Below are 23166 nucleotides of genomic sequence, written 5' to 3'. Positions count from 1 at the left end.
GATCAGTCCACGACGCCCAGGCTCTCGCGGAGGACGCGGGCGAGGTCGCCTGGGGTGGCCGTCTCCCAAGGGGTGTCGCGCGGCGAGGCGCCTCGGATGCGGTCGGCGGCGTCGGGGCAGACACGGAGCACCGACGCGCGATCGGCGTCGCGCAGAGGGATCACGACGCGGGCGCCGGCCACGAAGAGCGGCCAGGTAGGCGCGTAGGCTTCGAGGGTCGGGAGGGCGAGGAGCTCGACGCACACGCCCTCGCCGAGGAGCAACAGCGCCGCGACCCGCGGGAGCTCCACGGCCGGAGCGCGGGTGTCCGGGGTCGTCGACTCGACGAGTCGTGACGCGAGGCTCGCGACGGCCCTGAGCTCGGCGAGGCTCCCCGCGATGACCACCCGCGCGGGGCCCGTGAAGCCTGGCGCGATGGCGGCGGCGGCCGCGCGGAGCGAGCTGAGCTGCTCGGCGGAGGCGAGCGTCGCCATGCCGCCGGCGGCGCGCACCTGTCGGAGCCGCCCCGTGGCCTCCAGCGAGAAGAGCGCGGCGAGCACCTCGCTGTCAGGCTCGGGCAGCCGCTCGAGCACTTCGGTCACGGGCGTGGGGCCGCGGACGACCGCGAACACCCTCGCGTTGAGCGCGGTCCCCTCGCCTTCCTCCGCGTGGACTGCGCGCACGTACCTCGCCCGCGCGAGCGAGGCGCCGAGCCGCCCGGCCAGGTCGCTGAGGGCCTCCGCGCGCTCGCAGGCCCGCTCGAGCAGCACGTCGGTGGGCTCGGTGAGGCGCGCGAGGACCTCGGGATCGCCCGGCGTGAAGCGGCTGGTCGGGTCGCGGAGCGCGACCACGCGCGCGAGGGCCTTCTCGCCGCGGTGCTGCCCGAAGGTCACGTCGACGAGCGCGCCCCGCTGCAGGCACAATATCCCTCGCGAGCTCTCTCTCTCGCGGCGTCCGCCAGGCGGCGCGTCCCGCGGGCCCGTGCTCGCCTCGTGCTCGCGGACGACCGACACGTCGAGCGTACCGGAGCGCCCGTCGGCGGCGAGAGACGCCAGGAGCGCCGCGATGGGCGAGAGGCTCACGGAGAGCCGGGTGACCTTCGCGCTGCTGCGCGCGTCCGACACGGGAGAGGTGTCGTGAAACCGCGCCATGATCGCGGTCAGATTGTCTTCGTGGACCTCGATACTCGAGAGGTGCGCGCCCGCGGGCGCCAGCACGACCAGGGGGCCGGGCCGCGCCGCGGCCAAGGCGAGCGCGTCCACGAGCCCGAGGCCGTCGGTGGTCTCGCTCGCGAGCTCGCGGGAGACGAGCACGACGTCGCACGCGGTCGCCGACGCGAGCTCGAGGAGATCGGCGCCGGTGGCCGCTTCGGTGACGGCGTGCCCGGCCGCGCGGAGGTGTTCTCCGAGGGCCGCGCGCCGCGAAGGCTCGCCGTGGGCCAGCAGGAGCTTCACGGGGAGCTCTCCGGGTTCCGGCGCCGATGCCCCTCTTCGAGGCGCTCCGCGAGGAGATCGGCGAGCCGTGGATCGTGGGTGTGCACGCCGACGAATCTGTCGTTCGCGAGCCGCCCGGACGCCGCCCACGAAGCGTGCTCCCCTCGAAGGACGATCACCAGCAGGTCGGCGCATCCCGCGAGGTGGGCGACGCCGCGCAGCTCGACCGAGCTGCCCTGGGCCGAGGCCGCCCTCCGGTCGGGTCGGACGTCGCGTTGCCCGGCCTCGGGCGTGGGTGCCGCGTCGCGGGCGTCGCGCGCAGAGAGAGAGCGCGCGGGCGCCCTGAGGTTTCTCCCCGGGTGGTCGGTCGCGAGGTAGGTGGCGAGGCCGGCCCGCTGCGCCTCGACGCAGAGTTGCTCCGCGAGCGCGAGCAGGCCCGGGAAGGGCACGTCCAGCGGCGCGACGCTTGGAAAGTGAGCGAGCGTGCCCCGCGCGAGGGTGGGCACGAGCTCGCCCAAGGGCAGGGCGTGAACGGCGCGGTCCAGGGCGACGTAGGGCGCTCCGGCCGTGGCGCGGGCGCGGGCCGCTCGCAAGAGCGCGGCGAGGGAGTCGCCCGCGTGTGGGAACGTCGCCGCCCCGGAGGTCACGAGGAGCGGGCCCCGCCCTTCGTCTCGCGCGAGCCCGCGCAGGCGCCTCTCGAGGCGTCGGCGGCAGGTGGCGGCCCCGAGGGTGTCGGTCTCGGGCAACAGAAGCACGAGCTCGTCGGGCCCGAGCCGCGCCACGAGGTCGGACGACCGCAGCTCGCGCCGCACGGCGAGCGCGGAAGACTCGCCGCAGCCCCGGAGGACGAGCGCCGTGAGCCTGCGGCAGTGTCGCCGGGCCCGCGCGATTTCATGCTCGTTGGCCGCGAGGAAGGCCTCTTCGGTGGTCAGCGCCGGGCCCACGTCGTCGATGTTTGTCATCGCGGCGCGCGCTCGGCGCTGCGCGGCGTACTCGGTCGCGATGAGCGTGGCGAGGTCGAGGATCGAAGTAGAGGTCGCGCGCGCACCCGAGACCAGGAGCGCCCCGACCAGCGACCCGTCGCGGCGGAGCGGGGCGTACGCGCCGTCGATTCCACCGGGTCGCGCGAGCGCCTCGAGCGCGGCGGCCTCTTCCGGCGCGGCCGAGAGCGAGCCGATCGCAGCGACCCGCACCGCGGCGCCCCCGAGCGCGGTGTAGAGCGCGAGTCCCTCCGCGAGGCCGCCGGCGACGAGGCCTTCGAGGAAGAGCCCAGCCGCCGAGCTGACCTCACCTGCCGCGAGGGCGCTCATCGCCCGGTCGTAGAGCCTCCGGGTGGTGTGCGCGGCGGCGAGCGCGGCGGCGAGCGCGTGCCGCTCGCGGGCGTCGAGGCGTCGTGAGCGCGCCGCCGCGAGCGTGCTCGCGACGGTGTCGCCTGCGAGCGGCAACAAGTGCAGAGCGTCGGCCCCAACCGCGAGCGCGTCGGCTCCGTGCGCGAGGTCTGCGCGGTGTGCGACGGCGACGACGCGAGCGTCGTGGCGGAGCGCGGGGATGTGGTGGACGAGCGCGAGCCCCGCGCCACCGTCGATCCCGACGTCGACGAGGGCGAGGTCGATGGGCTCACGAGCCGCGTGCGCGAGCGCCTCCTCGATCGTGGTCGCGAGCAGCAGGCGATCGCCCAGCTCGCCCGTGATCGTGGCGACCTGGGCTCTGGACGCGTCGTCGGTGAGCACGGCGAGGAGGGTGAGCGCGTCGTCATTCCGGCGAGGAGGTTCGCTCACGGGACGTCGCCCTCGAACGTGAGGCGCGCGGGGCCACGCATCGTGACGCGGCCGTCGCGCGCGACCCGGACATGGAGGGGCCCGCCGGAGAGCTCGATCGTGAGCTCCTGGTCGTGCGGCGCGAGGCCTCGCGCCGCGAGCACCGCGGCCACCGCGCACGCGCCCGTCCCGCACGCGAGGGTGAGGCCGACGCCTCGCTCCCACACGACCACCGAGGCGCGCGCTGCCGCCGCCAGGTCCACGAACTCGACGTTGGTGCCCTTCGGGAACCGCGGGTGGGTCGCGAGCGCCGGACCGAAGATGGCCACCTCGTCGCGAGGGAGGGCGCCGAGGTGGACGGCGTGAGGGTTGCCGGCGTCGGCGAGGACGAGGGAAAATGCCCGCCCGAGCGCGTCGACCGTCGTCTCCTCGAGGATGGCGACCCGCCCCATGTCGACGAGCACCTCCGCGTCTCCCGGTCGCGCCGGGGTCCACGTGGTCGCGCACGCCTTTGGACCGGCGTCGGTGTCCACCACGAACTCTGCGCCAAGGTCGGGCCGTGTGCGGCGCAGGTGGAGGGCGACGCACCGCAGGCCGTTGCCGCACATCTCGGGTGACGAGCCGTCGGCGTTCACCACGCGCATCCGCCCCGCGCTGCCGGGGGTGAACGGGGGCAGCACGAGGAGGACGCCGTCGGCCCCGACGCCGCGGCGCCGGTCGCACAGCGCGGGCACCCTATCGTCTAGGCAGGACGGCTCCGCGGACTCGACGACGAGAAAGTCGTTGCCGAGCCCCTCGTACTTGGAAAAGCGGAGCGACGCCATGGCAGCCCGTGAGCGTAGAGGGCCCCGCGCTCGCGTGGCAAGTCGCCCGCCTCGATTGGCTCAGCCTCCCGGGCTGCCGGCCAGGGCCGACGTGATGCGCGCGACGAGGTCGGCCTCGCCGAGCCCCGAGACCGACACGAGCTTGTGTCGTGACGAGGTTCCACGAAGAATGCAAACAGCACGCAATGGGAGGCCGAGCACGTCGGCCAGGAGGGCGACCAGCGCCTCGTTCGCGGCGCCGTCGACCGGGGGCGCCGCGAGCGCGAGCGTGAGGCGCCCGTCGTCGATGGAGACCACGCGGCTCTTTTTGGCGCGCGGCTTGGCGCGCACCTCGAAGCGCAGCGCCCCGTCCTTGGCGGTGATCGTCAGCACGTCTGGTACCGTTCGCGGAGCATGACGCAGCTTCGTTGGCTCACGGCGGGAGAGTCGCACGGATTGGGCCTCACAGTGATCCTCGAGGGCGTCCCCGCGGGGCTGCCGCTCCTCGCGGAACACATCGACGAGGATCTCGCGCGCCGGCAGCGTGGCTACGGCCGCGGCGGGCGCATGAAGATCGAGACCGACCGCGTAGTGATCACCTCGGGGGTGCGCGGGGGCGCCACGTTGGGTTCACCCATCACCCTCACTGTGGCCAATCGCGACCACGAGAAGTGGCGCGAGCGCATGGCCGTGGGTCCCCACCCCGCCCACCTCGCAGATCCCCTCGTTCGGCCCCGGCCCGGGCACGCCGATCTCGCCGGTGGTCTCAAGTACGATCGCCCGGATCTGCGTGATGTGCTCGAGCGCGCGAGCGCGCGTGAGACCGCGGCGCGTACGGCGGCGGGTGCGGTCGCCAAGCGCCTCTTGGCGGAGCTCGGCGTCGACGTGTTCGCGCACGTGGTGTCGATCGGCGGCGTCGGGTGCGCGGCGTCGCTCCGGGGCCGTGATACTAATGAAATCAAGCGCTTGGCTCGCGCCAGCGACCTGGCATGCGCGGATCCGGAGGCCGAGGTCCACATGCGCGACGCGATCCGGGAGGCCTCCCACGCGGGGGACACTCTGGGCGGCACGTTCGAGGTGGTGGCCACCGGCGTCCCCGTGGGCCTCGGCGCTCATGTCCAGTGGGACCGCAGGCTCGACGGTCTCCTGGCGCAGGCGCTCATGAGCATCCAGGCGATCAAGGCGGTCGAGATCGGCGATGGCTGGGCCGCCGCCGCGGCGCGGGGCTCTGCGGTCCACGACCCCATCGGGTACGACGCGGTCCTCCGGCGCTTCACCCGCGCATCGAACCGAGCCGGTGGTCTCGAGGGCGGCATCACGAACGGCGAGCCCCTCGTGTGCCGCGCCGCGATGAAGCCCATCGCGACCCTCCGCCGTGCCCTCCCGAGCGTGGACGTGCGCACGAAGGAGCCCGCCGACGCCGCGTTCGAGCGCAGCGACGTGTGCGCGGTCGCCGCCGCGTCGGTCGTGGGTGAGGCGATGGTGGCGCTCACGCTCGCGCGGGCCGCGCTCGAGAAGTTGGGGGGCGACTCGCTCCGCGAGGTCGTGGAAAACTTGCGCTCCGGGCGGCTGCGGACCGAAGAGTACGGTCAATGAAGACGCTCTTCGTGTCGGGGTTCATGGGCACGGGGAAGTCGACGATCGCTCCGCGCGTCGCCAGCGAGCTCGGGCTCCCCTACGTCGACACCGACGCCGTGTTGGCCTCTCGCTCGGGCCGCGCCGGCGCCACCGCGGCTTCGCTGGTGCGCGACGACGAGCGGTCGTTCCGAGCCGCGGAGGAGGCGCTGGTGCTCGAGCTCGCGAGCGCGGCGAAGCCCTCGGTCGTGGCGCTTGGTGGCGGCGCGCTGGTCTCGAGTCGTGCGCGCGCGGCGGCGCTCGCGAGCGGCGTGGTCGTCACGTTGAAGGCGTCGCGTGAGGCGCTGCTCGCCCGCCTCGTCGGCACCGAGCGCCCCCTGCTCGGCGGGGACCCCGCGGCCCGGATCGACGAGCTCCAGCTCGCGCGCGCGGCCGCCTACTCCGAGTGCCACGGCGAGGTGTGGACGGACGTCCTCGACGAGGACGCCGCGGTCGCCGCGGTCTGCGCCGTGCGCGCGGCCGCTCCCGTCCTGGTCGCGCTCGGTGAGCGCTCGTACCGCGTGCACGTCGTGCATGATAGGCCCGAGGTCCTGACCGACGTGGTGGCCGCGCTCGGGCCTTCCGGCCTCCTTGCGGTGACCGATAGTCACGTGCTCCGCGCGCGCGGCACCGCGCTCGCCCGGGCGCTGGACGCCGTCTTCGTGCCCCACCGAACGTGCACCCTTCCGCCCGGCGAGGAGCACAAGACCCTCGCCACGGTCGACACGATTTGGGAGGCCGGGATCGCCCAAGGCCTCGATCGCGATGGGGTTTTCGTCGCCTTTGGCGGCGGCGTGGTGGGCGATCTCACGGGGTTCGCGGCCGCCACCCTCTACCGCGGAGTGCGGGCGGTCCAGGTGCCCACGACACTGCTGGCGATGGTCGACGCCTCCGTTGGCGGCAAGACGGGCTTCGACGTGGCGGCCGGGAAGAACCTCATCGGGGCCTTCGCGCAGCCGTCGGCGGTGGTCGTCGATCTTGCCCACCTGTCGACGCTGCCCGCGCGCCACCGCCGCGCAGGGCTCGCCGAGCTGGCCAAGATCGCGCTGCTCCTCGACGAGGGGCTCGCGCGGGAGCTTCGCGAGCGCGCGCCGGAGCTGGTGGCCGGGCCGCCCGAGGGCCTCGCCAGCGTCGTGAGGCGCGCGATCGAGCTCAAGGCTGGTGTGGTCGCCCGCGACGAGCGCGAGCAGGGCGACCGCGCGCTGCTCAACTTCGGCCACACCGTCGGGCACGCCCTCGAGGCGCATGGCCAGTACCGCACGCACCTCCACGGCGAGGCCGTCGCGATCGGGATGGTCGCGGAGCTCGAGCTGGCGGCGGCGGCGGGGCTCGTTCGCCGCGGAGTGGCCGGCGAGGTCGAGTCTCTCCTCGAGGCGCTCGGGCTCCCGACGCGCCCCGCGGGGGGCGAGCTCGCCGCCGCGGCCGCCTATCTGGGCGTCGACAAGAAGCGACGCGGCGAACGCCTCCGCCTGCCGCTCGCGGTCGCCGTCGGGCGGGGCGAGGTGCTGCCAGTGCTCGCCGACGATCTGCGCACGGCCATGCGCCGCGCGTGACCCGAAGGTCTTCCTTGTCTCGCCGCGCGAGAGGTGACACCTTTTTGACGCGGGCGGTGTAGTAACGATACGGTTTCAGTCGCGACGACCGACGCGTCGTTCCGCCGGAGAAGATGTCATGAAGCGAAGCGTTCGAGGGGCGATTGTCGCGGTGGTCGGGGCTCTGATGGCCGCGGGGCTCGCGCCCGCGTGCGTCGAGTACCCGCAGTCGCTCATCGTGACGAAGGTCGTCGTCGCAAAGCCTGATAGTGACGGCGTCTGCCTGATCGAGCCTGGGTCGGCGGGGCTCGTCAATGGCCGACTCGACGTGGCCGTTGCCGACAGCTACACGGCCTCGCTCGTCGTCGTGAACCAGCTGCGCGTCGCCGCCGATCCCGCGCGAAACCGCGTCGAGACCTCGAACGTCTACCTGCTCGGCGCGACCGTGCGGCAGACCGTAGACGGCGTGAACTTGGACGCCGAGATCAACCCGGCTGCGGGGATCGACGACCGCCGCGCTGGCAACGAGTACCGCACCCCTGGCAGCGGATTCGTCCCGCCGGGTGGCGGCCAGGCGTCGGTCACGGTCGACCTGCTCGACAGCGCCGCAGTGAAAAAGCTTCGTCGCGTGCTCGCCCAGCAGCCCGACCCGAAGAACGCCACGGTCACGGTGATCGCCTTCGCGCGCGTGCAGGGCCAGACGCTCGGCGGTCTCTCGCTCGAGAGCCAGGAGTTCCAGTTCCCTATCACCGTGTGCTCGAAGTGCCTGGTCGATTTCCCGCGCGCCCCGGACACGGCCAACCCCGACGACAAGTGTCCGCCGCCTCCGGTCTCCGCCACCGGCGCGAGTGAAAACATCACCCCGTCGTGCCGACCCGGGCAGGACTCGCCCGTCGACTGCTTCCTGTGCAAGGCGAATTCGCCGTATTGCCAGAACAAGAAATGAGCGTGCGGCGCGCGCGCCGCCTCGCCGCGGCGCTCGCGGCGCTCGCCGTGCTCGGCACTGGGCGGACCGCGCTGGCGGAGCCTCAGCTCAGCGCCGCCCTCACCACGGGCCCAGCGTTTCGCAACCTCCGCGTGGGCCCCGTCAAGCCGGCCTTCCACCTCGGCGCTCGGTTCGACGCCATTTTCCTGCGGTCGGCGCAGCGCGACATGGGCGTCGGGCCCTACGTCGACGTGGGCACCTCGGGCTTCGACTCGCTCGAGACGGGCGGCGGCCTGGAGTGGCTCGTCCCGGCCGGGAGCACCTCGTTCATCCTGTCGGGAGGCGCCGAAGCGCGTGTGGCCGGCGGCACGGTGCAGCCGGGCGCCACCTGGGGCCTCTTCTGGGGCTCGCGGAGCTACAACTACCACTCGATCTACGGGTTCGGCGCGGGGCTGTTCGCCCAGGGGCGCTACGGGCTCGGCGACTTCCGCACCTTCGATCTCGTGACCGGCGTCCAGGTCGACGCGGTCGTGCTCGCGCTGCCGTTCCTGCTCCTCGTCAACGCGGTCCGCTAGCCCGGATACTTCATGACGTTCATGCGACGAGGCACCGAGACCGCAGCGAATAGCTCGCACTCCGCACCGCAGGACCGAGGCGTACTGTCCGTACTCCGCAGGTGCGAGGAGCGCAGTACGAGCTTTGCAGCAAGAGGATCGGATGGCTCGCGCGGAAGCGTCGTGAATTATCCGGGCTAGGCCCTCGCGCGACGCGGGCGTGGCGTCGGGTGCGCGCGGTGGTACTGTGCGGCGGCCGGGGGGCGGAGGCGCCATGCAGAGTCGAGCCGTCGAAGTCGTGGTCGCTGGGCAGAAGGTAAAGGTCGTGAGCTCTGCTTCGGCCGTAGAGCTGCAGGAGCTCGCGAGCGCCGTGACCGAGAAAGTGAGCGCCGTGAGCCCGCGCGGCCGCCCGTCCACGCCCCAGGCGATCGCGCTCGCCGCCCTCGCCCTCGCGCACGAGCTGGAGGTCGAGCGTCGCAAGCGCCAAGCGCTCGAGCGAAAGACGAGGGACACCCTCCGTCGCCTGCTCGTTCGGGTGGATCAGGCGATCGAGAGCACCGGCCCCGAGCGCTGACGCCGGCCGCATGTTTCACGTGAAACGTTCGCCGCTCGTCGCCCTCGAGACGGAGCTTCAGGACCTCGAGGCGCGCAGCCTCCTCCGCCGCCCTACCCGCGTGGGGCCGGGCCAGACGGCGTTCTGCTCGAACGACTACCTGGGGCTGGCCGAGTCCCCCCGAAGCGCCGAGGCGGCGGTGGGTGCGGGCGCCTCCCGCCTCGTCTCGGGGAACACCGAGCACCACGCCGCGCTCGAGCGGGAGATCTGCGACTGGCTTCAGGTCGAGGGCAGCCTGGTGTTCACCAGCGGCTACGCGGCGAACGTGGGCGCCCTCGCCGCCCTGCTCCGCCCCGGGGATCGCGTGCTCTCCGACGCGCTGAACCACGCGTCCATCATCGATGGCGTTCGGCTCGCTCGCGCCGAGGTCGAGGTCTACCCTCACCTCGACGTGGCCCACGTCGCTGCGGCGCTGCGGGCTCGGCCGAATACGCCCACGTGGGTCGTCACCGAGTCCTACTTCGGCATGGACGCGGACGCTCCGGATCTCCGCGCCCTCGCTGAAGCGTGTGGCGAGGCCGGGGCGGGGCTGTACGTCGACGAAGCGCACGCGCTCGGTGTCTACGGCCCCGAGGGTCGCGGCCGATGCGCGGACGTCGGGGTGGTCCCGGATGTCCTCGTGGGCACGCTCGGCAAGGCGATCGGCGCTGGCGGGGCCTTCGTCGCGGGCAGCGACACGCTCCAGCGTTGGCTCTGGAACCGTGCCCGGTCCTTCGTCTTTTCCACCGGGTTGAGCCCTCTGGTCGCCGCCGAGGCCGCGCTTCGGGTGCGTCAGGCGCGCGGGATGGAGGAGGCCCGGGCCGAGCTCCACTCCCGAGCCAGCGAGCTGCGGCGGGGCCTGCACGAGCTCGGCTGCCAGGTGCTCGGCGAGGGGCCCGTCGTCCCGTGGGTCCTGGGTGATGCGCGCCGTGCGGTCGACGTGGCGGCCGCGCTCCAAGGGGCCGGGTACTTCGTGCAGGCCATCCGGCCGCCCACGGTGCCGGCCGGCCTCTCGCGGCTGCGCCTCTCGGTGCGCGCGACCCACACGGCGGGGGAGGTCAGCGGCCTGCTCCGCGCGGTGCGTTCGGTCCAGGAGACATGGGTCGCCTCGTCGTCGTGACGGGGGTCGGGACCGAGGTGGGGAAGACCACGCTCGGGGTCGCCCTCGCCCGGGGGCTTGCGGCCTCTGGGCTGCGGGTGTGCGGCTACAAGCCCGTGGAGAGCGGGCTCGGGCCGGGCGCCGGCGGAGACGCCGGGGCGCTCGACGACGCGGGGACGTTTCACGTGAAACCTACCCCCCTGTACGGGTTTGCCGAGCCCATCTCGCCCCACCTCGCCGCCGAGCGCGCGGGGCTGCAGGTCGATGTGGAGGCGATCGTGGCGGTGGTGGAAGCCGCGCGCAAGGAGGTCGACGTGCTCCTCGTCGAGCTCGCCGGAGGCCTCTTCACCCCGCTCGGGCCCGAGACCGACAACGCGAATCTGCTCGAGGCCCTGCGCCCAGACGAGGCGCTCTTGGTCGTGCCCGACGCCCTCGGCGCCCTCCACCACGCGCGGGCCGGGGAGCTCGCCGCTCGGGCCCGCGGCCTCGGCCCGATGCACCTCGTCCTGGTCGAGCCCGGTCGCCCCGACGCCTCCACGGGCACGAACTCGGCGGCGCTTCGGGGGCTGTTCCGAGGCACCCACCACGTCCCCTGGCGCTCCGCGGGTCTCTCGGCGGCCGACCTCTGCTCCCTGCTGGCCGTCTGCTGCCCGTCGCCCGTCTGACAATTCGCGACGTTCCCCGGGCGATGCCCGCCAAGCCCCCGACCCGCCTCCCTGCGTGGGAGAGGCCGACCTGGGTGCCGGCTTCGCTTCCCCGACCCGGCCGCGCCCTCCGGGAGTGTCGGGGGGCACCACGGGTCCCGGACCGCGACGGCTCGAGCGCTCCCCACGAAGCATCGGCACCACCCCCGGCCCTCGGCCTGGGCGCGCCCGGTCAGGCCAGCGTACTCCGGCGACGCTCGAGCAACGCTCCGACGCCTCCATCGGGGACACCGGACCGGTCCCATCGCGGGCCGGCGCGCGTACTCCCGGATGCCCCATGCCGCCTCCCCCACCCGGTCGAGCCGATCATCCCGAGGCCGCCGCCGGCGCGCCGCGTGGGTCGCCGCGGATGACCCGCCGCCCGGCCGCGCCCCGCGCCGGATGAGGCCGTCACGGGCTCCGGTAGGGATGACGAGCGCCAGAGGACCTCGACCCCCCGACCCCCCCGTTTCACGTGAAACACCGGCGACGTAGATCGGCGAAAAGCCGACCGAATCAAGCGGTTCGGCGCTCTAGGAGCGATCGACGACCCGGCCCCGCTCCAAGCGCAGCCGACTCCCAGCGACCTCAGCGGCGAACCCTTCGTCGTGCGACACGACCACCACCGTGGCCCCTCGCGCGACCTCCGTCCGAATCACCTCGGTGAGGCGACCCACCCCGGACCTGTCCAGGCCGGTCGTCGGCTCGTCGAGGAGCAGGAGCCTCGGCCCGTGGACGAGGGCCCGAGCGAGCGAGACCCGCTGCCGTTGCCCGCGCGAGTACTCCCGGAAAGGGCGGCTCATGAACGCGCCGAGGTCGAAGCGCTCGCTCGCCTCCCGGAGGGCCTCCCCCGGCGCACACCCATACAGCTCCGCGGCGAGCCTGAGGTTCTCCGCACCGGTCAGGTCCGGGTAGCAGAGCGATGCGTGCCCAACCCACCCCAGGCTGCGGCGAACGGTCGCCGCCGTCGCCCCAAGCTCCCCATGGGACACCGTGCCCGAGGTCGGACGCGACAGGGTGCCCACCAGGGAGAGGAGGGTGCTCTTGCCCGACCCGTTGGGCCCCAGCACCGCGGTGACTTCGCCCGACGCGAAGTCCGCCGTCACCGCGACGAGGGCGCGCACGGAGCCGTACGTCTTGGTGACGCGTTCGAGCCGGACCGCCCAGGGAGAGGTGCTGGACAAGAGCGCCATCCTACCCCGCCCTGTTCGTGCGGGCGAATCAACTGCGCGGCCCGCGAGCCCGCCAACCAGCATGGTAGGAAGCCCAGCACATCATGCTAGTCTTAGGCCTATGACGGCCGCCAAAGCCCTCCTTACCGAGGAGCTTCCCGCCATCCAAGCGCTGCGCACGGCCGTCGAGGGTGCCCTCGAGGGGAAGGCCGACGTCGTCGAGCTCGCGCTGGTCGCCCTGTTGGCGCGCGGTCACCTCCTCATCGAAGACGTGCCCGGTGTTGGCAAGACCACCCTCGCGCGAGCCCTCGCCCAGGCGGTCGGTGGCGAGCTGAAGCGCCTGCAGTTCACGAGCGATCTCCTGCCGAGCGACGTCGTGGGCATCTCGATCTGGGACCAGCGCCGCAGCGAGTTCGTCCTCCGCCAGGGGCCCGTCTTCGCGAACGTGCTCCTGGCCGACGAGATCAACCGCGCGAGCCCGCGCACGCAGTCGTCGCTCCTCGAGGCCATGAACGAGGCCCAGGTGTCGATTGACGGGCAGACCATCCCGCTCCCCGACCCCTTCTTCGTCATCGCCACCCAGAACCCACAAGACTTTGCGGGCACCTTCCCACTTCCCGAGTCTCAGCTCGACCGCTTCCTCCTCCGGATCCGCATCGGTTACCCACCCCCGCAGGTCGAGATGCGGCTGCTCACCGAGGGCCTCGACCGACCGAGCGACGTCGACCCCGTCCTCGATCCCGCGCACCTCGTGGAGCTCCAGCGGACCGTCCAGCGCGTCGCGCTAGACACCTCCCTCGTGAGCTACCTGCAGGCCATCGTGCAGGCTACCCGGTCCGCCCCCACGCTCTCTCTCGGAGCGTCCACGCGCGGCGCCATCGCCCTCGCGAGCGGAGCCCGCGCCCGCGCGCTGGTCCGCGGCCGCAGCTACTGCATCGCGGACGACATCCAAGACCTCGCGGTCCCGGCGCTCGCGCACCGTGTGCGGCTCGCGTCCACCGCCGAAGGCTTCATGCCCACCCGCGACGAAGCCGAGGCGGCCGTGCGTGAGCTTGTCGCGCGCGTGCCTGTCCCACTTTGAGCGCTCCGGCGGCGGTCACCGCCGAGGCGGCCGTCGACGCGTCGCCACAGACCGGCCTCCGGCGCGCCTGGTCGCGTGCGTGGGCGCGCCTCACGACCCGACGTAAACCACCGAGACGACTGAAGTTTACGCGCGAAGGGAAGTTCTTCGTCGGCATCTCGCTCGGCGTCGGCTTTGCCGCCATCAACACCGGCAACAACCTCCTCTATCTGCTGCTCGGCCTGCTGCTCGCGCTCATCATGGTCAGCGGCATCATGAGCGAGCTGTCTCTGCGCGATCTCACGGTCGTCCGGCGCCTGCCCGCGCGTGCCCAAGTCGGCCGCGCTCACCTCGTCGAAATCGAGGTGTTCAACCACAAGGGCCGCGTGCCGTCGTACGCCATCGAGGTCGAAGACCTGCGCGACGGGCAGCCCGCCGACAAGCGCTGCTTTTTCCTGAAGATCAGCCCCAAGAGCGCCCAGGTCGCGGCGTACCGGCGCACGCCGCAGCGCCGCGGCCGCGACCGGCACGTAGGCTTCCGCATCGCCACGCGCTTCCCGTTCGGCCTCTTCGAGAAGTCGCGCGAGGTCCAGTCCGTGGGCGATCTCATCATTTACCCGGCCGCCGATCCCATCACCCTGGGCGTGTCGCCTCCCGGCCGCGACGTCGGCGGCGAATCGACCTTCGGGCGCGGACACGGCGAGGACCACTTCGGGCTGCGGCCCGTCCGCGACGGCGAGGACCTCCGAGACGTCCACTGGAAGAAGAGCGCCGCGACCGGCAGCCTCGTGCGTCGGGAGCGCGCGCGCGACGCGCACCCCGAGACCACCCTCCGCCTCGACGTGAAGCGCCCCCGCGGCGCCGGGGACGACTTCCCCGCCGCGTTCGAGCGCCGCATTCGGGAGATCGCCTCCCGCGTCGTCGCGCACGTCAAGCGGGGCGACCGCGTGAAGCTCGTCGCGTCGACGGGCGAGGTGCTCCGCGGCGACAAGCGCAGCGGCTCGGACGTGTTGCTCCGGTACCTCGCGCTCGTCGAGTCGATCCCCGCCGCCGACACGGGCGAGCGCGACCCCAGCGCGGGAGCCACCTGATGCGCTTCGGGCTCGTCCACAGGCTCATGACCAACGCGCTCGCCACCCTCGGCGTGCTCGCGATCGTGAACACGGCCGGCATGCCCCCGTGGACCGCGGCGGCGGTGCTCGGCGGCCTGGCTGTCGCCGTCGCCCTGCCCGAGAGCCTGCAGGTGAAGCCCTTCATGCGCACCCTGGCGACCCTCGGCCCGCTCGCGCTCTTCGTGATCGAGGTCCTCCGCGTCATCTTCGGCGCGTCGGCGCTGGACATCGCCGTCGAGTTCGCGGGGTTTCTCCAGGTGCTCCGCGTGGCCACCCGTCGTGGCGCCGCCCACGATCAGCAGATCATCATCCTCGCGCTGCTCCACTTCGTGGCCGGCACGGTGCTCGGGGGTGGGCTCGCCTACGGCCTCTGCTTCGTCGGGTTTCTCATCGTCGCGCCGGGCGCGCTCGTGCTCTCGCACCTGCGCCGCGAGGTCGAAGGAAACTACCGACAAGGCGCCCGCGATCGCACGGGCCTGCCGGTCGACGTGCCGCGCATCCTCCGCAGTCGTCGCGTGGTCGGCCGCGGCTTCCTGCTCACCACGTGCCTGCTGTCGTTGCCCATCTTCGTCTTCACGGGCGCGCTCTTCATCCTCTTTCCGCGAATCGGCCTCTCGCTGCTGCTGGTGAATCACACCCGATCGGGTCGAATGGTGGGCTTCTCCGATCACGTCGACCTCGGCGACGTGGGCACTCTGCGCAGCGACCCCACCGTGGCGCTCCGGTTCACTCTCCCGGACACCCCCGATCCGCCGCTGCGAATGACGATTCGACTCCGCGGCACCGCCTTCGACACGTACGACGGTCGCGCCTGGTCGCGGTCGGTCATCGAGCGCCACCCGATCGATCTCGCGTATCCCAACGTCGTCCCCATCCTGCGGCTCCCACGCCCCGCACAGGACCGGCGCATCTCCTTCGACCTCGAGCCCATCGACCCGCCCGTGCTCTTCCTGCCGCCGCAGGCGGTCGCGGCGCAGCTCCGACTCCCCACGACGCCCGGTCAGCAGGAGGGCGTGTACGTCTCCGCCGGTCCGGAGGGCGAGCTCCGCTACGCGAGCCCGAGCACCCACGGCGTGCGCTACGACGTGTTCCTCGCGGGGTCGGGCGAAGTCGTCACTCAGCGCCTCGCCCCGACCGACCGCTCGCGCTACCTCACGCTGCCGCCGCTGCCGCCGCGAATAGGCGAGCTCGCGCGCGCCTGGACTGCCAATCAGCCGACCCCGCTCGCCAAGGCGAAGGCCATCGAGGAACACCTCCGAAACGACTTCCACTACGACGTGACCTCCCCGTCGGGCGGTAAGCCGCAGCCGCTCGATCACTTCCTGTTCGAGACCAAGCGCGGACACTGCGAGTTTTTCTCCACCGCCATGGTCATGATGCTCCGCGAGGTGGGCATTCCCGCCCGTAACGTGACGGGCTTCGTCGGCGGCACGTACAACCGCTTCGGAAAGTACTACGCGGTCCGCGAGGGTGACGCGCACTCCTGGGTCGAGGCCCACCTGGAGCAGCCGCACCCCGCTTGGGTCACCTTCGACCCCACCCCGACGGCGGCGGCCCGGCCTCTCCAAGAGACGGGCGGCGCCTATCTCTACGTGCGCGACTTCGTCGAGGCCGTGTCTCAGCGGTGGAACCGCTACGTCGTGGGGTACGACCTCGGCACCCAGGTCCGGCTCTTCGAAGCGGCCAATCGTTCGTACAACCAAGCTCGCTCGCGCGCGGGCCTCACTCAAGGGCTCGCAGGCCAGCTCACGCGAGCGCCCGTCCTCGCGGGCATCGTCGTGGCGCTCGGCGTCGTGGCCTATTGGGTCTGGCGGCGGCAGCGCCCCAAGGACCCCGCGACAGGCAAGGTGGCCACCCCGAAGGCGCGCGCGGCGCTGCTCGTCATCGAGCTCTATCAGAGCCTCGACGCGGCGCTTGCCGCGCGGGGTCTCGCGCGCGCCCCCTCCACTCCACCGCTGCGCTATGCGGAGGATCTCCGCAGGCGGAGCCACCCGCTCGCGGAGGACGTTCACGCGATGACCCTCGCCTACCTCGCCGTCCGCTTCGGCGGCGCGTCGCTCGATCCGCTGACCAAACGCACGTTCGAGGAGGGGATCCGCGCGGTGAGGGCGTTCCGCGAGCCCCCACCGCCCGAGCGCGCGTCGCGGTCTCCCGCGCGTGCCCTGCCGGTGGCGTGAGCTTGTGGCGAGCCGGTCGTCGCACGTCGGGAGTTGAGAAAAGGCACACTCACTCGGAGGGGCGATCTCCGTCCTGGCTCGCCGTGGGAGCCCGGGATAACCTCCAATCATGCGGAAGGTCATTTTGGGACTCGCCAGCGCGAGCCTCCTCGTCGCGTCGCCGGCGCGCGCGGACTCGGAGATCAACGCCGCCTACAACGTGGCGATTGGGGTCCCGGCGGGTCTACTGACGGTGACCACGCTCGTTCCGCTCGTCCGGAACTTCTACTTCGTGGGCCAGGGTGAGCGCGGCTCCAGCGGGTGGGTCACCTACGGCCTGGTCAGCGGGACCCTCGTCGCGGGCGCCGGGACCGCGCTCACCATCGTCACGCGTCCTCGAACCGTCGCCAACCGGACGTGCGAGTACGACCCCGTCACTCAAACGAGCCCCTGCGTCGAGAGTGGAGGCTCGAGGGACGTGGCCGCGGGCGACCTCTTTGGCCTCGGGATCGGCATGATGGTGACCGGAACCGCCAGCATCGTGGCCGCGATCCTCGCGGGCACCATGGGCAGCCCCCGCGCGCAGGCCCGGCGTGTGATCCTCCCTGAAACGGCCTCTCTGACCCTCTCGCTGCCGCGCACACCCGGCGACGCCACGTCGTTCGTCGTGTCGATGCCCGCGATTGCCTTCTGAGCGCCCGCGCGCTCACAGCCGCTACTCTCGGTGACGGCTCTTCGTAGGAGCCGTTGACCCCGTCGCCCGCGCGCCGCCACAGCGGGACGGGCTTCGCTGGCGCCGTTCGCTGCCGCACCGGCCGAGCGTCGCGCGGCCTGGGGCTCGTGCGACCTCGGGGCCGCGCGATCTTCCGTGGGCATGAAGCGCGCGCGGCTCGCCGCTGAGCCCGTCGCAGGAGCGTCATCGGCGACCTCGGGTGACCCGCTTGCACCTGCCCAACGCTGGCGCTAAGACCTCCGGCATGAAGCTGACCGCCCCCGCGCGCGCCGTTCGCCCCGAGCCCCTCGCCCCTCGCCCCGTCGTCGTCGTGTTGCGCGTGAAATCCAGGGTTCACGCGGGAACCCGGCGCGGCGCGCTCGACCACGTCGGCAACTACAACTAGTCCTGCGCCCTGCTCCGACCACCAGACGTGTGTCCAGAAGTGCGACTGCGCGGACGACGCGTGCATCACGAAGTGCACGATGCCCGACGCCTGCGCCAAGTGGGGCCGCTGTCGCGTCCTGCGCGGGCGCCTTCGCCGGGCACGCGGAGCCGAGCGCGACGCGCCCAGCGCGGCCAACGGTGCCAGCGAGACCCGAGCGCGGGTGGTTCTGGCGGCGCATCAAGGAGCCCTCCGGGTACACGTCTCCGCGCCAAGGTCCCGTGGCCCCCGGGACCCGCGCTACCCTGACCGCATGGCCAAGCTCCTTCGCCTGGCCCACGTCGTCTGCCTGGCCCCGGTCGCGCTCCTCGCCTGCGGTGCACGCGTCGAGCCTCGGGCGCCACGCGGGGTGGCTCCCGGGGTGGCTCCCCCCAGCGCCGTCGCCGCGAGCGATTCGGCCGAGCTCCCCGACGCGAGCCACCTCCGCGCGCTCAGCGCGAAGATCGATGGTTCATGCAGTGACTTGTGCTGTGTTCCGAAGCCCGAGTGGCTTCGCGAGCACGGAGAGCCGCCCTCGGCCGCGGTCGTCCGGGCCGCGTGGAACGCGCTCGAGGGCTCGCCAGAACCCGCGGCCGCGACGGTCGCTCTGCGGATCGTGTCGCGCGCCGCGCGCGCCGCCGACGTGCCTCGGCTCGTGGCGTTCGTGGACGACGAGCGGCCTGGGGTGAGCCTCCCGAGCGAACGGCCGCAGCAAGCGCCGACTCGCTGTGTCCCCGTCAGCTGGACGCGAGCGACCCCGTCGAGCGAGGCGCGCCGCGCGCTCGGGAGGGTGTTTGGCACGTCCTTCGCGACCGCGAAGGACTACCGCGCGTGGGCGCTCGCGCACCCGGATCCCGAGCGCTCTTTTGAGGTGTGGAGCGCGCGCCTCTCCGGGGTCAAAAAGGGCACGGCGAGGATCGACGACGAGCGCATGGAAACTTACCTTTGCGCGATGGCAAAAGGGTACCTGCCGTACGACATCGAGCAGCGACTGCTGCTGCCGCCGGACATGCGCGCCTGGCTGCCGGAGGGGCACCTGGCGCTGTTCATTTTGGACGTGGTCGGGGAGCTGGACCTCTCGCAGATCTATGTATTCTACAACGCGAAGGACGACCGTTTAGGCCCCCCGCGAGCGGGCCTGTGGGTGGTAGGGTTGCCCCATGAAGCACGCAGGGCTGCGACTGGCGATCGTCGTGTGGGCAGGTGCGCTTGGGGTCTGCGCGCTCGCGAGCTGCAGCTCCGACGTCCCCGGGGCAGGCGACGCGGGCTCCGCGGACTCTGCGGCGCCCGACTCTGCGCCGCTGGAGGCTGCGGCGCCCGACGTCGCGGTGGCGGACGCGGACCGACCCGACGCGGCGGTCAACGTCGCCGGGCTCCCGCCGCGGCCCACGGCCCCAACGACGGCGACGTCGGCAGGCTACTACGCGATACACACCATGTTCCTTGGCGACACCGATCGCGCAGGTGCCCCGAGCCAGACCGCCTGGAAGCGTTATGGCTATGATCTGGATTCGCGGGTGTCGACCGACAAGTCGACGGATCACTGCAGGCTCAGGCCTGGGGCACCCAACAAGGTGAAGACCGACGGCGAGAGCGGCATCGACAACTCCTTCGGGGCGAACATCCTGCCCATCTTCACGACCGCGCTGCCCGACTTCCCGCGGGACACGAACGCGGCTCTTCAAACCGGGACGGGCACGTACATTCTCCAGGCGGTCGGCTTCGACGGCACCAGCGACCAGTCGAACACGGGGCTGACAGGCCAGCTCTTCGAGACCGGGAGGGTCTCACCGGCCCCTCGGTGGGACGGTTCGGACCTCTGGCCGGTGCTCGCGAGCTCCCTCGTCGGGGGAACGCTCGCGGGCGGCGCGAACGCGAAGATGAGCGACGCCTATGTGAGCGGCGGCATGTTCGTCGGGGTCCTCCCTGGTACGTTCAACCTCTCCCTCGCGGGGGTCCAGGGGGGGATCGTGCTGCCCATCGAGCGACCGCTCATCACCTTCAAGAAGCCATCCAATGGCCTCGACGCGACCACGGGGACCATCGCGGGCGTCATGAACACTGCGCGGTTCAACAGCGAGTTTCGGCGCGTCGCCGGCCAACTGAGCACCGTCCTCTGCGAGGGGAGCACGCTCGACAACATCACCTCGCAGTTCACCCAGGCCTCCGACATCATGAGCGACGGGACGAACGGCGACTCTTCGAAGGAGTGTGACGCGATCTCGATCGCGATCGGGTTCACGGCGAAGGTCGTGAAGGAGCCGAGCGCGGTCGCGCCGGCGCCTCCCCCGTCGCCCGATCCGTGCGTTCCTGCGAGGGACGCCGGCGGCGGAGGTTGACGGGCGGTCAGCCGCGAAGGTCCGCCTTCAGTCTACGCTCGCCTTCGAGCTGCTGGCGCCGCTTGAGCCGCTTGACGGCCCGAACGAGGTTGGCATCGCGCCGCGAGTGATTCACAGTGTGGTCACCGCGAGGCCCGCCCTCGGCTGCCCATTCCTCTTCGAAACGAAGGACTCGACCCATGCGCTTCATGCTCCCTGTCGCTCTCCTCGGTGTGACCGTCGCCGTCGCCGCTTGCTCCAGCACGACGACGACCCCGGACGGCGGCACCGCCCCCGACGCGAGCGCGACGTCCACCGGCACCACCCCGACGCCGACCCCCGACGCGAGCGCGACGTCCACCGGGACCACGCCCCCCGCGGCTGCCCCCGCCCGCGTCGTTCGCCGTCACCGTCGGCACCTGCACCGAGGCGCCCCCCTGCGGCGGATCGCTCGAGGGCACGTGGGACTACTCGGCGGCCTGCGCCCCCGACACGGCCTTCTCCGAGGTGACGAAGGCTTGCGCGACGGCCAAGCTCACTAAGGTGTCTGGCACGATGAGCGGCCGCCTCACCGTCGCGGGGACTTCGCTCACGCGGAAGGGCACCCTCGCCCTCAAGGCCGAGATCAACGTCCCCACCGAGTGCGCCACGCCGGTCGGCGGCTGCGCTGGGCTCGCCACCGCCATCAAGGCGGCGGGCGTGAAGAGCGCGGTGTGCGCGGCGGGCGCGGCGGGGAGCTGCGACTGCGCGATCGAGTCCGACAGCCCCGTCGACAAGACCGGCACGACCTTCACGACCAACGGCAACACCCTCATCACGAGCGACGGGAGCGAATACTCCTACTGCGTGGCGGGCACCAAGCTGACCCACAAGCAGACCAAGGCCGGGAAGCCGGCCGACGAAGAGATCGGCACGTACGAGGCCACCAAGCGCTGACCCGTCGCCGGCTCAACGGGCTGCTTGGCCGCTTGGCGACCGCGCGTGCCCCTCGCGCGTCGCCAGGCGGAGCGTGACGCGTGCCCGAAGAGAGGGGCGCCGCTCAGGTCGCGCGGAGGTCCGCCAAGCACTCACCGGCCGCCTCGATCTCGACCTCGTGGTGCACGTCGCGCGCGCGCTCGGCCAGGGCCGCCGTGTACCAGGCCAACATCGAGGGCAGCGCGCGCAGGCGCGCCGCGTAGGCGTCGGCCGCCTCGCCCAGCGAGAGGCCGTAGGTCGACAGCCGGAAGGTCACCGGCGCGTAGAACGCGTCGACCGCGGTGAACGCAGGGCCCCCGAGGAACGGCCCGCCGAAGCGCTGGAGACCCTGCTCCCACAGCGCCGTCAGCCGCGCGAGGTCTTGGTCGAGCGCCGCTGGGCGCTCGTGGAGGCGCACTCGGACGCCCACGCTCATCGAGCCGCGCTGCCGCAGCACGCCGAACCCCGAGTGCATCTCGGCGGCTGCCGAGCGCGCCCAAGCGCGCGCCGCCGCGTCGGCCGGCCAAACGCCCGTGTGACGCTCGGCGAGGTATTCGGCGATCGCCAGCGAGTCCCACACCACGGTCGCGCCGTCGCGCAGGCACGGGACCTTCCCCGAGGGCGAGAGCCTCCGGAACGGGCCCCACGCCGCCTCATCGCCGAAGAACAACAGCGTCTCGGTGAACGGGATCCCTAGCTCCGAGAGCAGCGCCCACGGGCGCAGGGACCACGAGGAGTAATTCTTGTTGGCGATGAACAGCTCGTACATGGCTCTCCTCTGGGGAACCGCGGCGAGAAAGTCGTCAAACAGCACGCCGCGCGCGGTCCACCTCTGGCGGCGTTTCGATGACGAAGTCCCAAGCGCCAGGGGATCTATCGTAGCCCAGCGCGCCTCCACGGCGCCCGAGCTCGCGCTTTCGTGAACGCTTCGTGAGCATGGCGGCCGACCTCCATGATCACCCTCGTTTGACCCTCGTGTCCGGGGTGGTGCGCGCGGCCTGCTCGGCGGACGAGGTCGCCTCTACCGAGGAGGGGTACGGGATCGTCGTGTCCGAGGAGCTGCGTGCGTTCTACATGGACGTGAACGGCGCCGAGATCGTCTCGATGGTCGGCTTGGCGGACTATCTCGACCTCCTCCTCGCCACGCGCGGCCGGCGCGGGTGGCACGACGGGTCCCAGGAGGTGCGCGCGTCGATCGCCGAGCTCTTCCCGAACGCTCCGGTGCCGTGACCGGGTCCGTCGACGGGGAGCCCTCGAGGCGCTCCCCACGACGGCCCGCCCGGGGTAGCGAAAAAAAAAGCAGCGGGCTCATGATCGCTCCCGGCCCCCCGCTCGCACGATCGGGCTGACTGACCTTCCCACGGGGGGGGAACGGAGCCCACTATGCGTACAACCACTGGAATTGTTTCAGCTCTCTCGCTCTTCGTCGTGTTCGCGTGCTCGCATGATCAGGACGACGGCGCCCGAGTCGCCACGGCCCTCGCGACCGCCCAGTGCAACGTCAAGCTCTTCCGGGCCGACTCGGACACCTGCCGGGCGAGCCACGAGGCGTGCCGCGCGACGCGTGACGCCGTGGCGTGCCGCGACGCTTATGTCGCGTGCTTGCCGGCCTTCCCCGCCTCCGGAGGCGACCGCGGAGCAGGCGAGGGGCGCGGGCGCGGGCGCGACGACGGGCGCGGCGGTGGAGGCGGCGGTGGAGGCGGTGCGGGCGGCGACAGCGCGACGGGCGCCGCGGCGGCGTGCGCGGCGACGCGGGCGAGCTGCGTCACGAGCACCCAAGATCCTTCGGGCTGCGGCGCGACCGCCGCGGAGTGTGTCAAGCGCGCGCTCCACGACGCGTTCATCGCGCGCTGCGCGGACGCGAAGACGCGCTGCGACGACGGCGACTACACGACCGAGGACTGTGCGGTGATCACGGCGCGCTGCGCCGAGGGCGTGGCGTTCGACAAGATCCCGGAGGCGCAGTGTCCCTCGACGGCGCTGCCCGCGCCCTTGCCGGCGCTGCCCGAGGCGGGGGCGCCGGTGGACGCGGCGGTGCCGGTGGACGCGGCGGTGCCGGTGGACGCGGCGGTGCCGGTGGACGCGGCGGTGCCGGTGGACGCGGCGGTGCCGGTGGACGCGGCCGACGCGGGCTGAGACCCGCGGAGGCGCCTCGCGCGCCTCGTCGATGAAGCTCGCCGGGGCTCGCGGGTGTCGATCGACCCGCGTGGGCTTGGGTGCACCGCTCGCGCCGCGGCGCGTGGGCGAGCCTCGTCGGGTCCTCCGGCGCCCGCGCATCATGGCGACG

General features: G+C 72.5%; 23 protein-coding genes. 16 read left to right on the top strand and 7 right to left on the bottom strand.

Annotated features, from left to right (window positions below; translation table 11 throughout):
* Window positions 1-2: 2 nt before the first annotated feature.
* From IPQ09_15980 to IPQ09_15965, 4 genes are read right to left on the bottom strand one after another with little or no spacing between them, the layout of a single operon-like run.
* Complete coding sequence (locus IPQ09_15980; protein ID MBL0195694.1) at window positions 3-1433, bottom strand: hypothetical protein; 1431 nt, start codon at window positions 1431-1433, stop codon at window positions 3-5.
* Entirely contained in the window at window positions 1430-3190 is a 1761-nt protein-coding gene (locus tag IPQ09_15975; GenBank protein MBL0195693.1) for a response regulator, read from the bottom strand. The genes IPQ09_15980 and IPQ09_15975 overlap by 4 nt, the downstream gene beginning before the upstream one ends.
* Entirely contained in the window at window positions 3187-3993 is an 807-nt protein-coding gene (gene dapF, locus IPQ09_15970) for a diaminopimelate epimerase (protein ID MBL0195692.1), read from the bottom strand. Before dapF ends, IPQ09_15975 begins: the two co-directional genes overlap by 4 nt.
* A gap of 60 nt (window positions 3994-4053) precedes the next feature.
* Entirely contained in the window at window positions 4054-4356 is a 303-nt protein-coding gene (locus IPQ09_15965) for a DUF167 domain-containing protein (GenBank protein ID MBL0195691.1), read from the bottom strand.
* A 30-nt stretch (window positions 4357-4386) separates the two neighbouring features.
* Here IPQ09_15965 and aroC point away from each other — a divergent pair, with 30 nt between their 5' ends.
* The 7 genes from aroC to bioD all read left to right on the top strand — a co-directional run bounded on the left by aroC (window position 4387) and on the right by bioD (window position 10953).
* Window positions 4387-5568, top strand: coding sequence for a chorismate synthase (gene aroC, locus IPQ09_15960; GenBank protein MBL0195690.1), 1182 nt, complete (start codon window positions 4387-4389; stop codon window positions 5566-5568).
* Window positions 5565-7139 carry a 3-dehydroquinate synthase gene (gene aroB / locus IPQ09_15955; GenBank protein ID MBL0195689.1) on the top strand — a complete coding sequence of 525 codons (1575 nt, stop codon included), beginning with the start codon at window positions 5565-5567 and terminating at the stop codon, window positions 7137-7139. Before aroC ends, aroB begins: the two co-directional genes overlap by 4 nt.
* A gap of 118 nt (window positions 7140-7257) precedes the next feature.
* Complete coding sequence (locus IPQ09_15950) at window positions 7258-8064, top strand: hypothetical protein (GenBank protein ID MBL0195688.1); 807 nt, start codon at window positions 7258-7260, stop codon at window positions 8062-8064.
* Window positions 8061-8618: a hypothetical protein gene (locus IPQ09_15945; GenBank protein MBL0195687.1), complete on the top strand. Its 558-nt coding sequence runs from the start codon at window positions 8061-8063 to the stop codon at window positions 8616-8618. Before IPQ09_15950 ends, IPQ09_15945 begins: the two co-directional genes overlap by 4 nt.
* 304 nt (window positions 8619-8922) lie before the next feature.
* Complete coding sequence (zapA, locus tag IPQ09_15940) at window positions 8923-9171, top strand: cell division protein ZapA (GenBank protein MBL0195686.1); 249 nt, start codon at window positions 8923-8925, stop codon at window positions 9169-9171.
* Window positions 9172-9181: 10 nt separating this feature from the next.
* Window positions 9182-10309, top strand: a complete 1128-nt coding sequence (locus IPQ09_15935) for an 8-amino-7-oxononanoate synthase (protein ID MBL0195685.1) — start codon at window positions 9182-9184, stop codon at window positions 10307-10309.
* Window positions 10288-10953: a dethiobiotin synthase gene (bioD, locus tag IPQ09_15930; protein MBL0195684.1), complete on the top strand. Its 666-nt coding sequence runs from the start codon at window positions 10288-10290 to the stop codon at window positions 10951-10953. The genes IPQ09_15935 and bioD overlap by 22 nt, the downstream gene beginning before the upstream one ends.
* 551 nt (window positions 10954-11504) lie before the next feature.
* Here bioD and IPQ09_15925 read toward each other — a convergent pair.
* Complete coding sequence (locus IPQ09_15925; protein MBL0195683.1) at window positions 11505-12164, bottom strand: ABC transporter ATP-binding protein; 660 nt, start codon at window positions 12162-12164, stop codon at window positions 11505-11507.
* 100 nt (window positions 12165-12264) lie between these two features.
* On the opposite strand from IPQ09_15925, the gene IPQ09_15920 reads away from it, so the two are divergent.
* The 6 genes from IPQ09_15920 to IPQ09_15895 all read left to right on the top strand — a co-directional run bounded on the left by IPQ09_15920 (window position 12265) and on the right by IPQ09_15895 (window position 19946).
* Complete coding sequence (locus IPQ09_15920) at window positions 12265-13224, top strand: MoxR family ATPase (GenBank protein ID MBL0195682.1); 960 nt, start codon at window positions 12265-12267, stop codon at window positions 13222-13224.
* Window positions 13221-14294 carry a DUF58 domain-containing protein gene (locus IPQ09_15915; GenBank protein MBL0195681.1) on the top strand — a complete coding sequence of 358 codons (1074 nt, stop codon included), beginning with the start codon at window positions 13221-13223 and terminating at the stop codon, window positions 14292-14294. Before IPQ09_15920 ends, IPQ09_15915 begins: the two co-directional genes overlap by 4 nt.
* Window positions 14294-16492, top strand: coding sequence for a DUF3488 domain-containing protein (locus tag IPQ09_15910; GenBank protein MBL0195680.1), 2199 nt, complete (start codon window positions 14294-14296; stop codon window positions 16490-16492). The genes IPQ09_15915 and IPQ09_15910 overlap by 1 nt, the downstream gene beginning before the upstream one ends.
* 109 nt (window positions 16493-16601) lie before the next feature.
* Window positions 16602-17165 carry a hypothetical protein gene (locus tag IPQ09_15905; GenBank protein MBL0195679.1) on the top strand — a complete coding sequence of 188 codons (564 nt, stop codon included), beginning with the start codon at window positions 16602-16604 and terminating at the stop codon, window positions 17163-17165.
* Window positions 17166-17448: 283 nt separating this feature from the next.
* Window positions 17449-17589: a hypothetical protein gene (locus IPQ09_15900; protein ID MBL0195678.1), complete on the top strand. Its 141-nt coding sequence runs from the start codon at window positions 17449-17451 to the stop codon at window positions 17587-17589.
* 1178 nt (window positions 17590-18767) lie between these two features.
* Window positions 18768-19946, top strand: a complete 1179-nt coding sequence (locus IPQ09_15895) for a hypothetical protein (protein MBL0195677.1) — start codon at window positions 18768-18770, stop codon at window positions 19944-19946.
* Between the two features lie 7 nt (window positions 19947-19953).
* Here IPQ09_15895 and IPQ09_15890 read toward each other — a convergent pair whose 3' ends face one another.
* Window positions 19954-20286: a hypothetical protein gene (locus IPQ09_15890; GenBank protein MBL0195676.1), complete on the bottom strand. Its 333-nt coding sequence runs from the start codon at window positions 20284-20286 to the stop codon at window positions 19954-19956.
* Window positions 20287-20480: 194 nt separating this feature from the next.
* On the opposite strand from IPQ09_15890, the gene IPQ09_15885 reads away from it, so the two are divergent.
* Window positions 20481-20861 (top strand): hypothetical protein, encoded by a 381-nt coding sequence (locus IPQ09_15885; protein MBL0195675.1) that lies wholly within the window; start codon window positions 20481-20483, stop codon window positions 20859-20861.
* Window positions 20862-20964: 103 nt separating this feature from the next.
* On the opposite strand, the gene IPQ09_15880 is transcribed toward IPQ09_15885, so the two are convergent.
* Window positions 20965-21648: a glutathione S-transferase gene (locus IPQ09_15880; GenBank protein MBL0195674.1), complete on the bottom strand. Its 684-nt coding sequence runs from the start codon at window positions 21646-21648 to the stop codon at window positions 20965-20967.
* A 161-nt stretch (window positions 21649-21809) separates the two neighbouring features.
* Between IPQ09_15880 and IPQ09_15875 the strand changes: the two genes are divergently transcribed.
* Both IPQ09_15875 and IPQ09_15870 read left to right on the top strand, forming a co-directional pair.
* Window positions 21810-22109, top strand: a complete 300-nt coding sequence (locus IPQ09_15875; GenBank protein ID MBL0195673.1) for an SMI1/KNR4 family protein — start codon at window positions 21810-21812, stop codon at window positions 22107-22109.
* A gap of 153 nt (window positions 22110-22262) precedes the next feature.
* Complete coding sequence (locus IPQ09_15870) at window positions 22263-23015, top strand: hypothetical protein (protein ID MBL0195672.1); 753 nt, start codon at window positions 22263-22265, stop codon at window positions 23013-23015.
* Window positions 23016-23166: the final 151 nt, after the last annotated feature.

The organism is Myxococcales bacterium (assembly GCA_016720545.1).
Lineage (GTDB): Bacteria > Myxococcota_A > Polyangia > Polyangiales > Polyangiaceae > JAAFHV01.
This window is presented reverse-complemented; position numbering and strand designations above follow the sequence as displayed.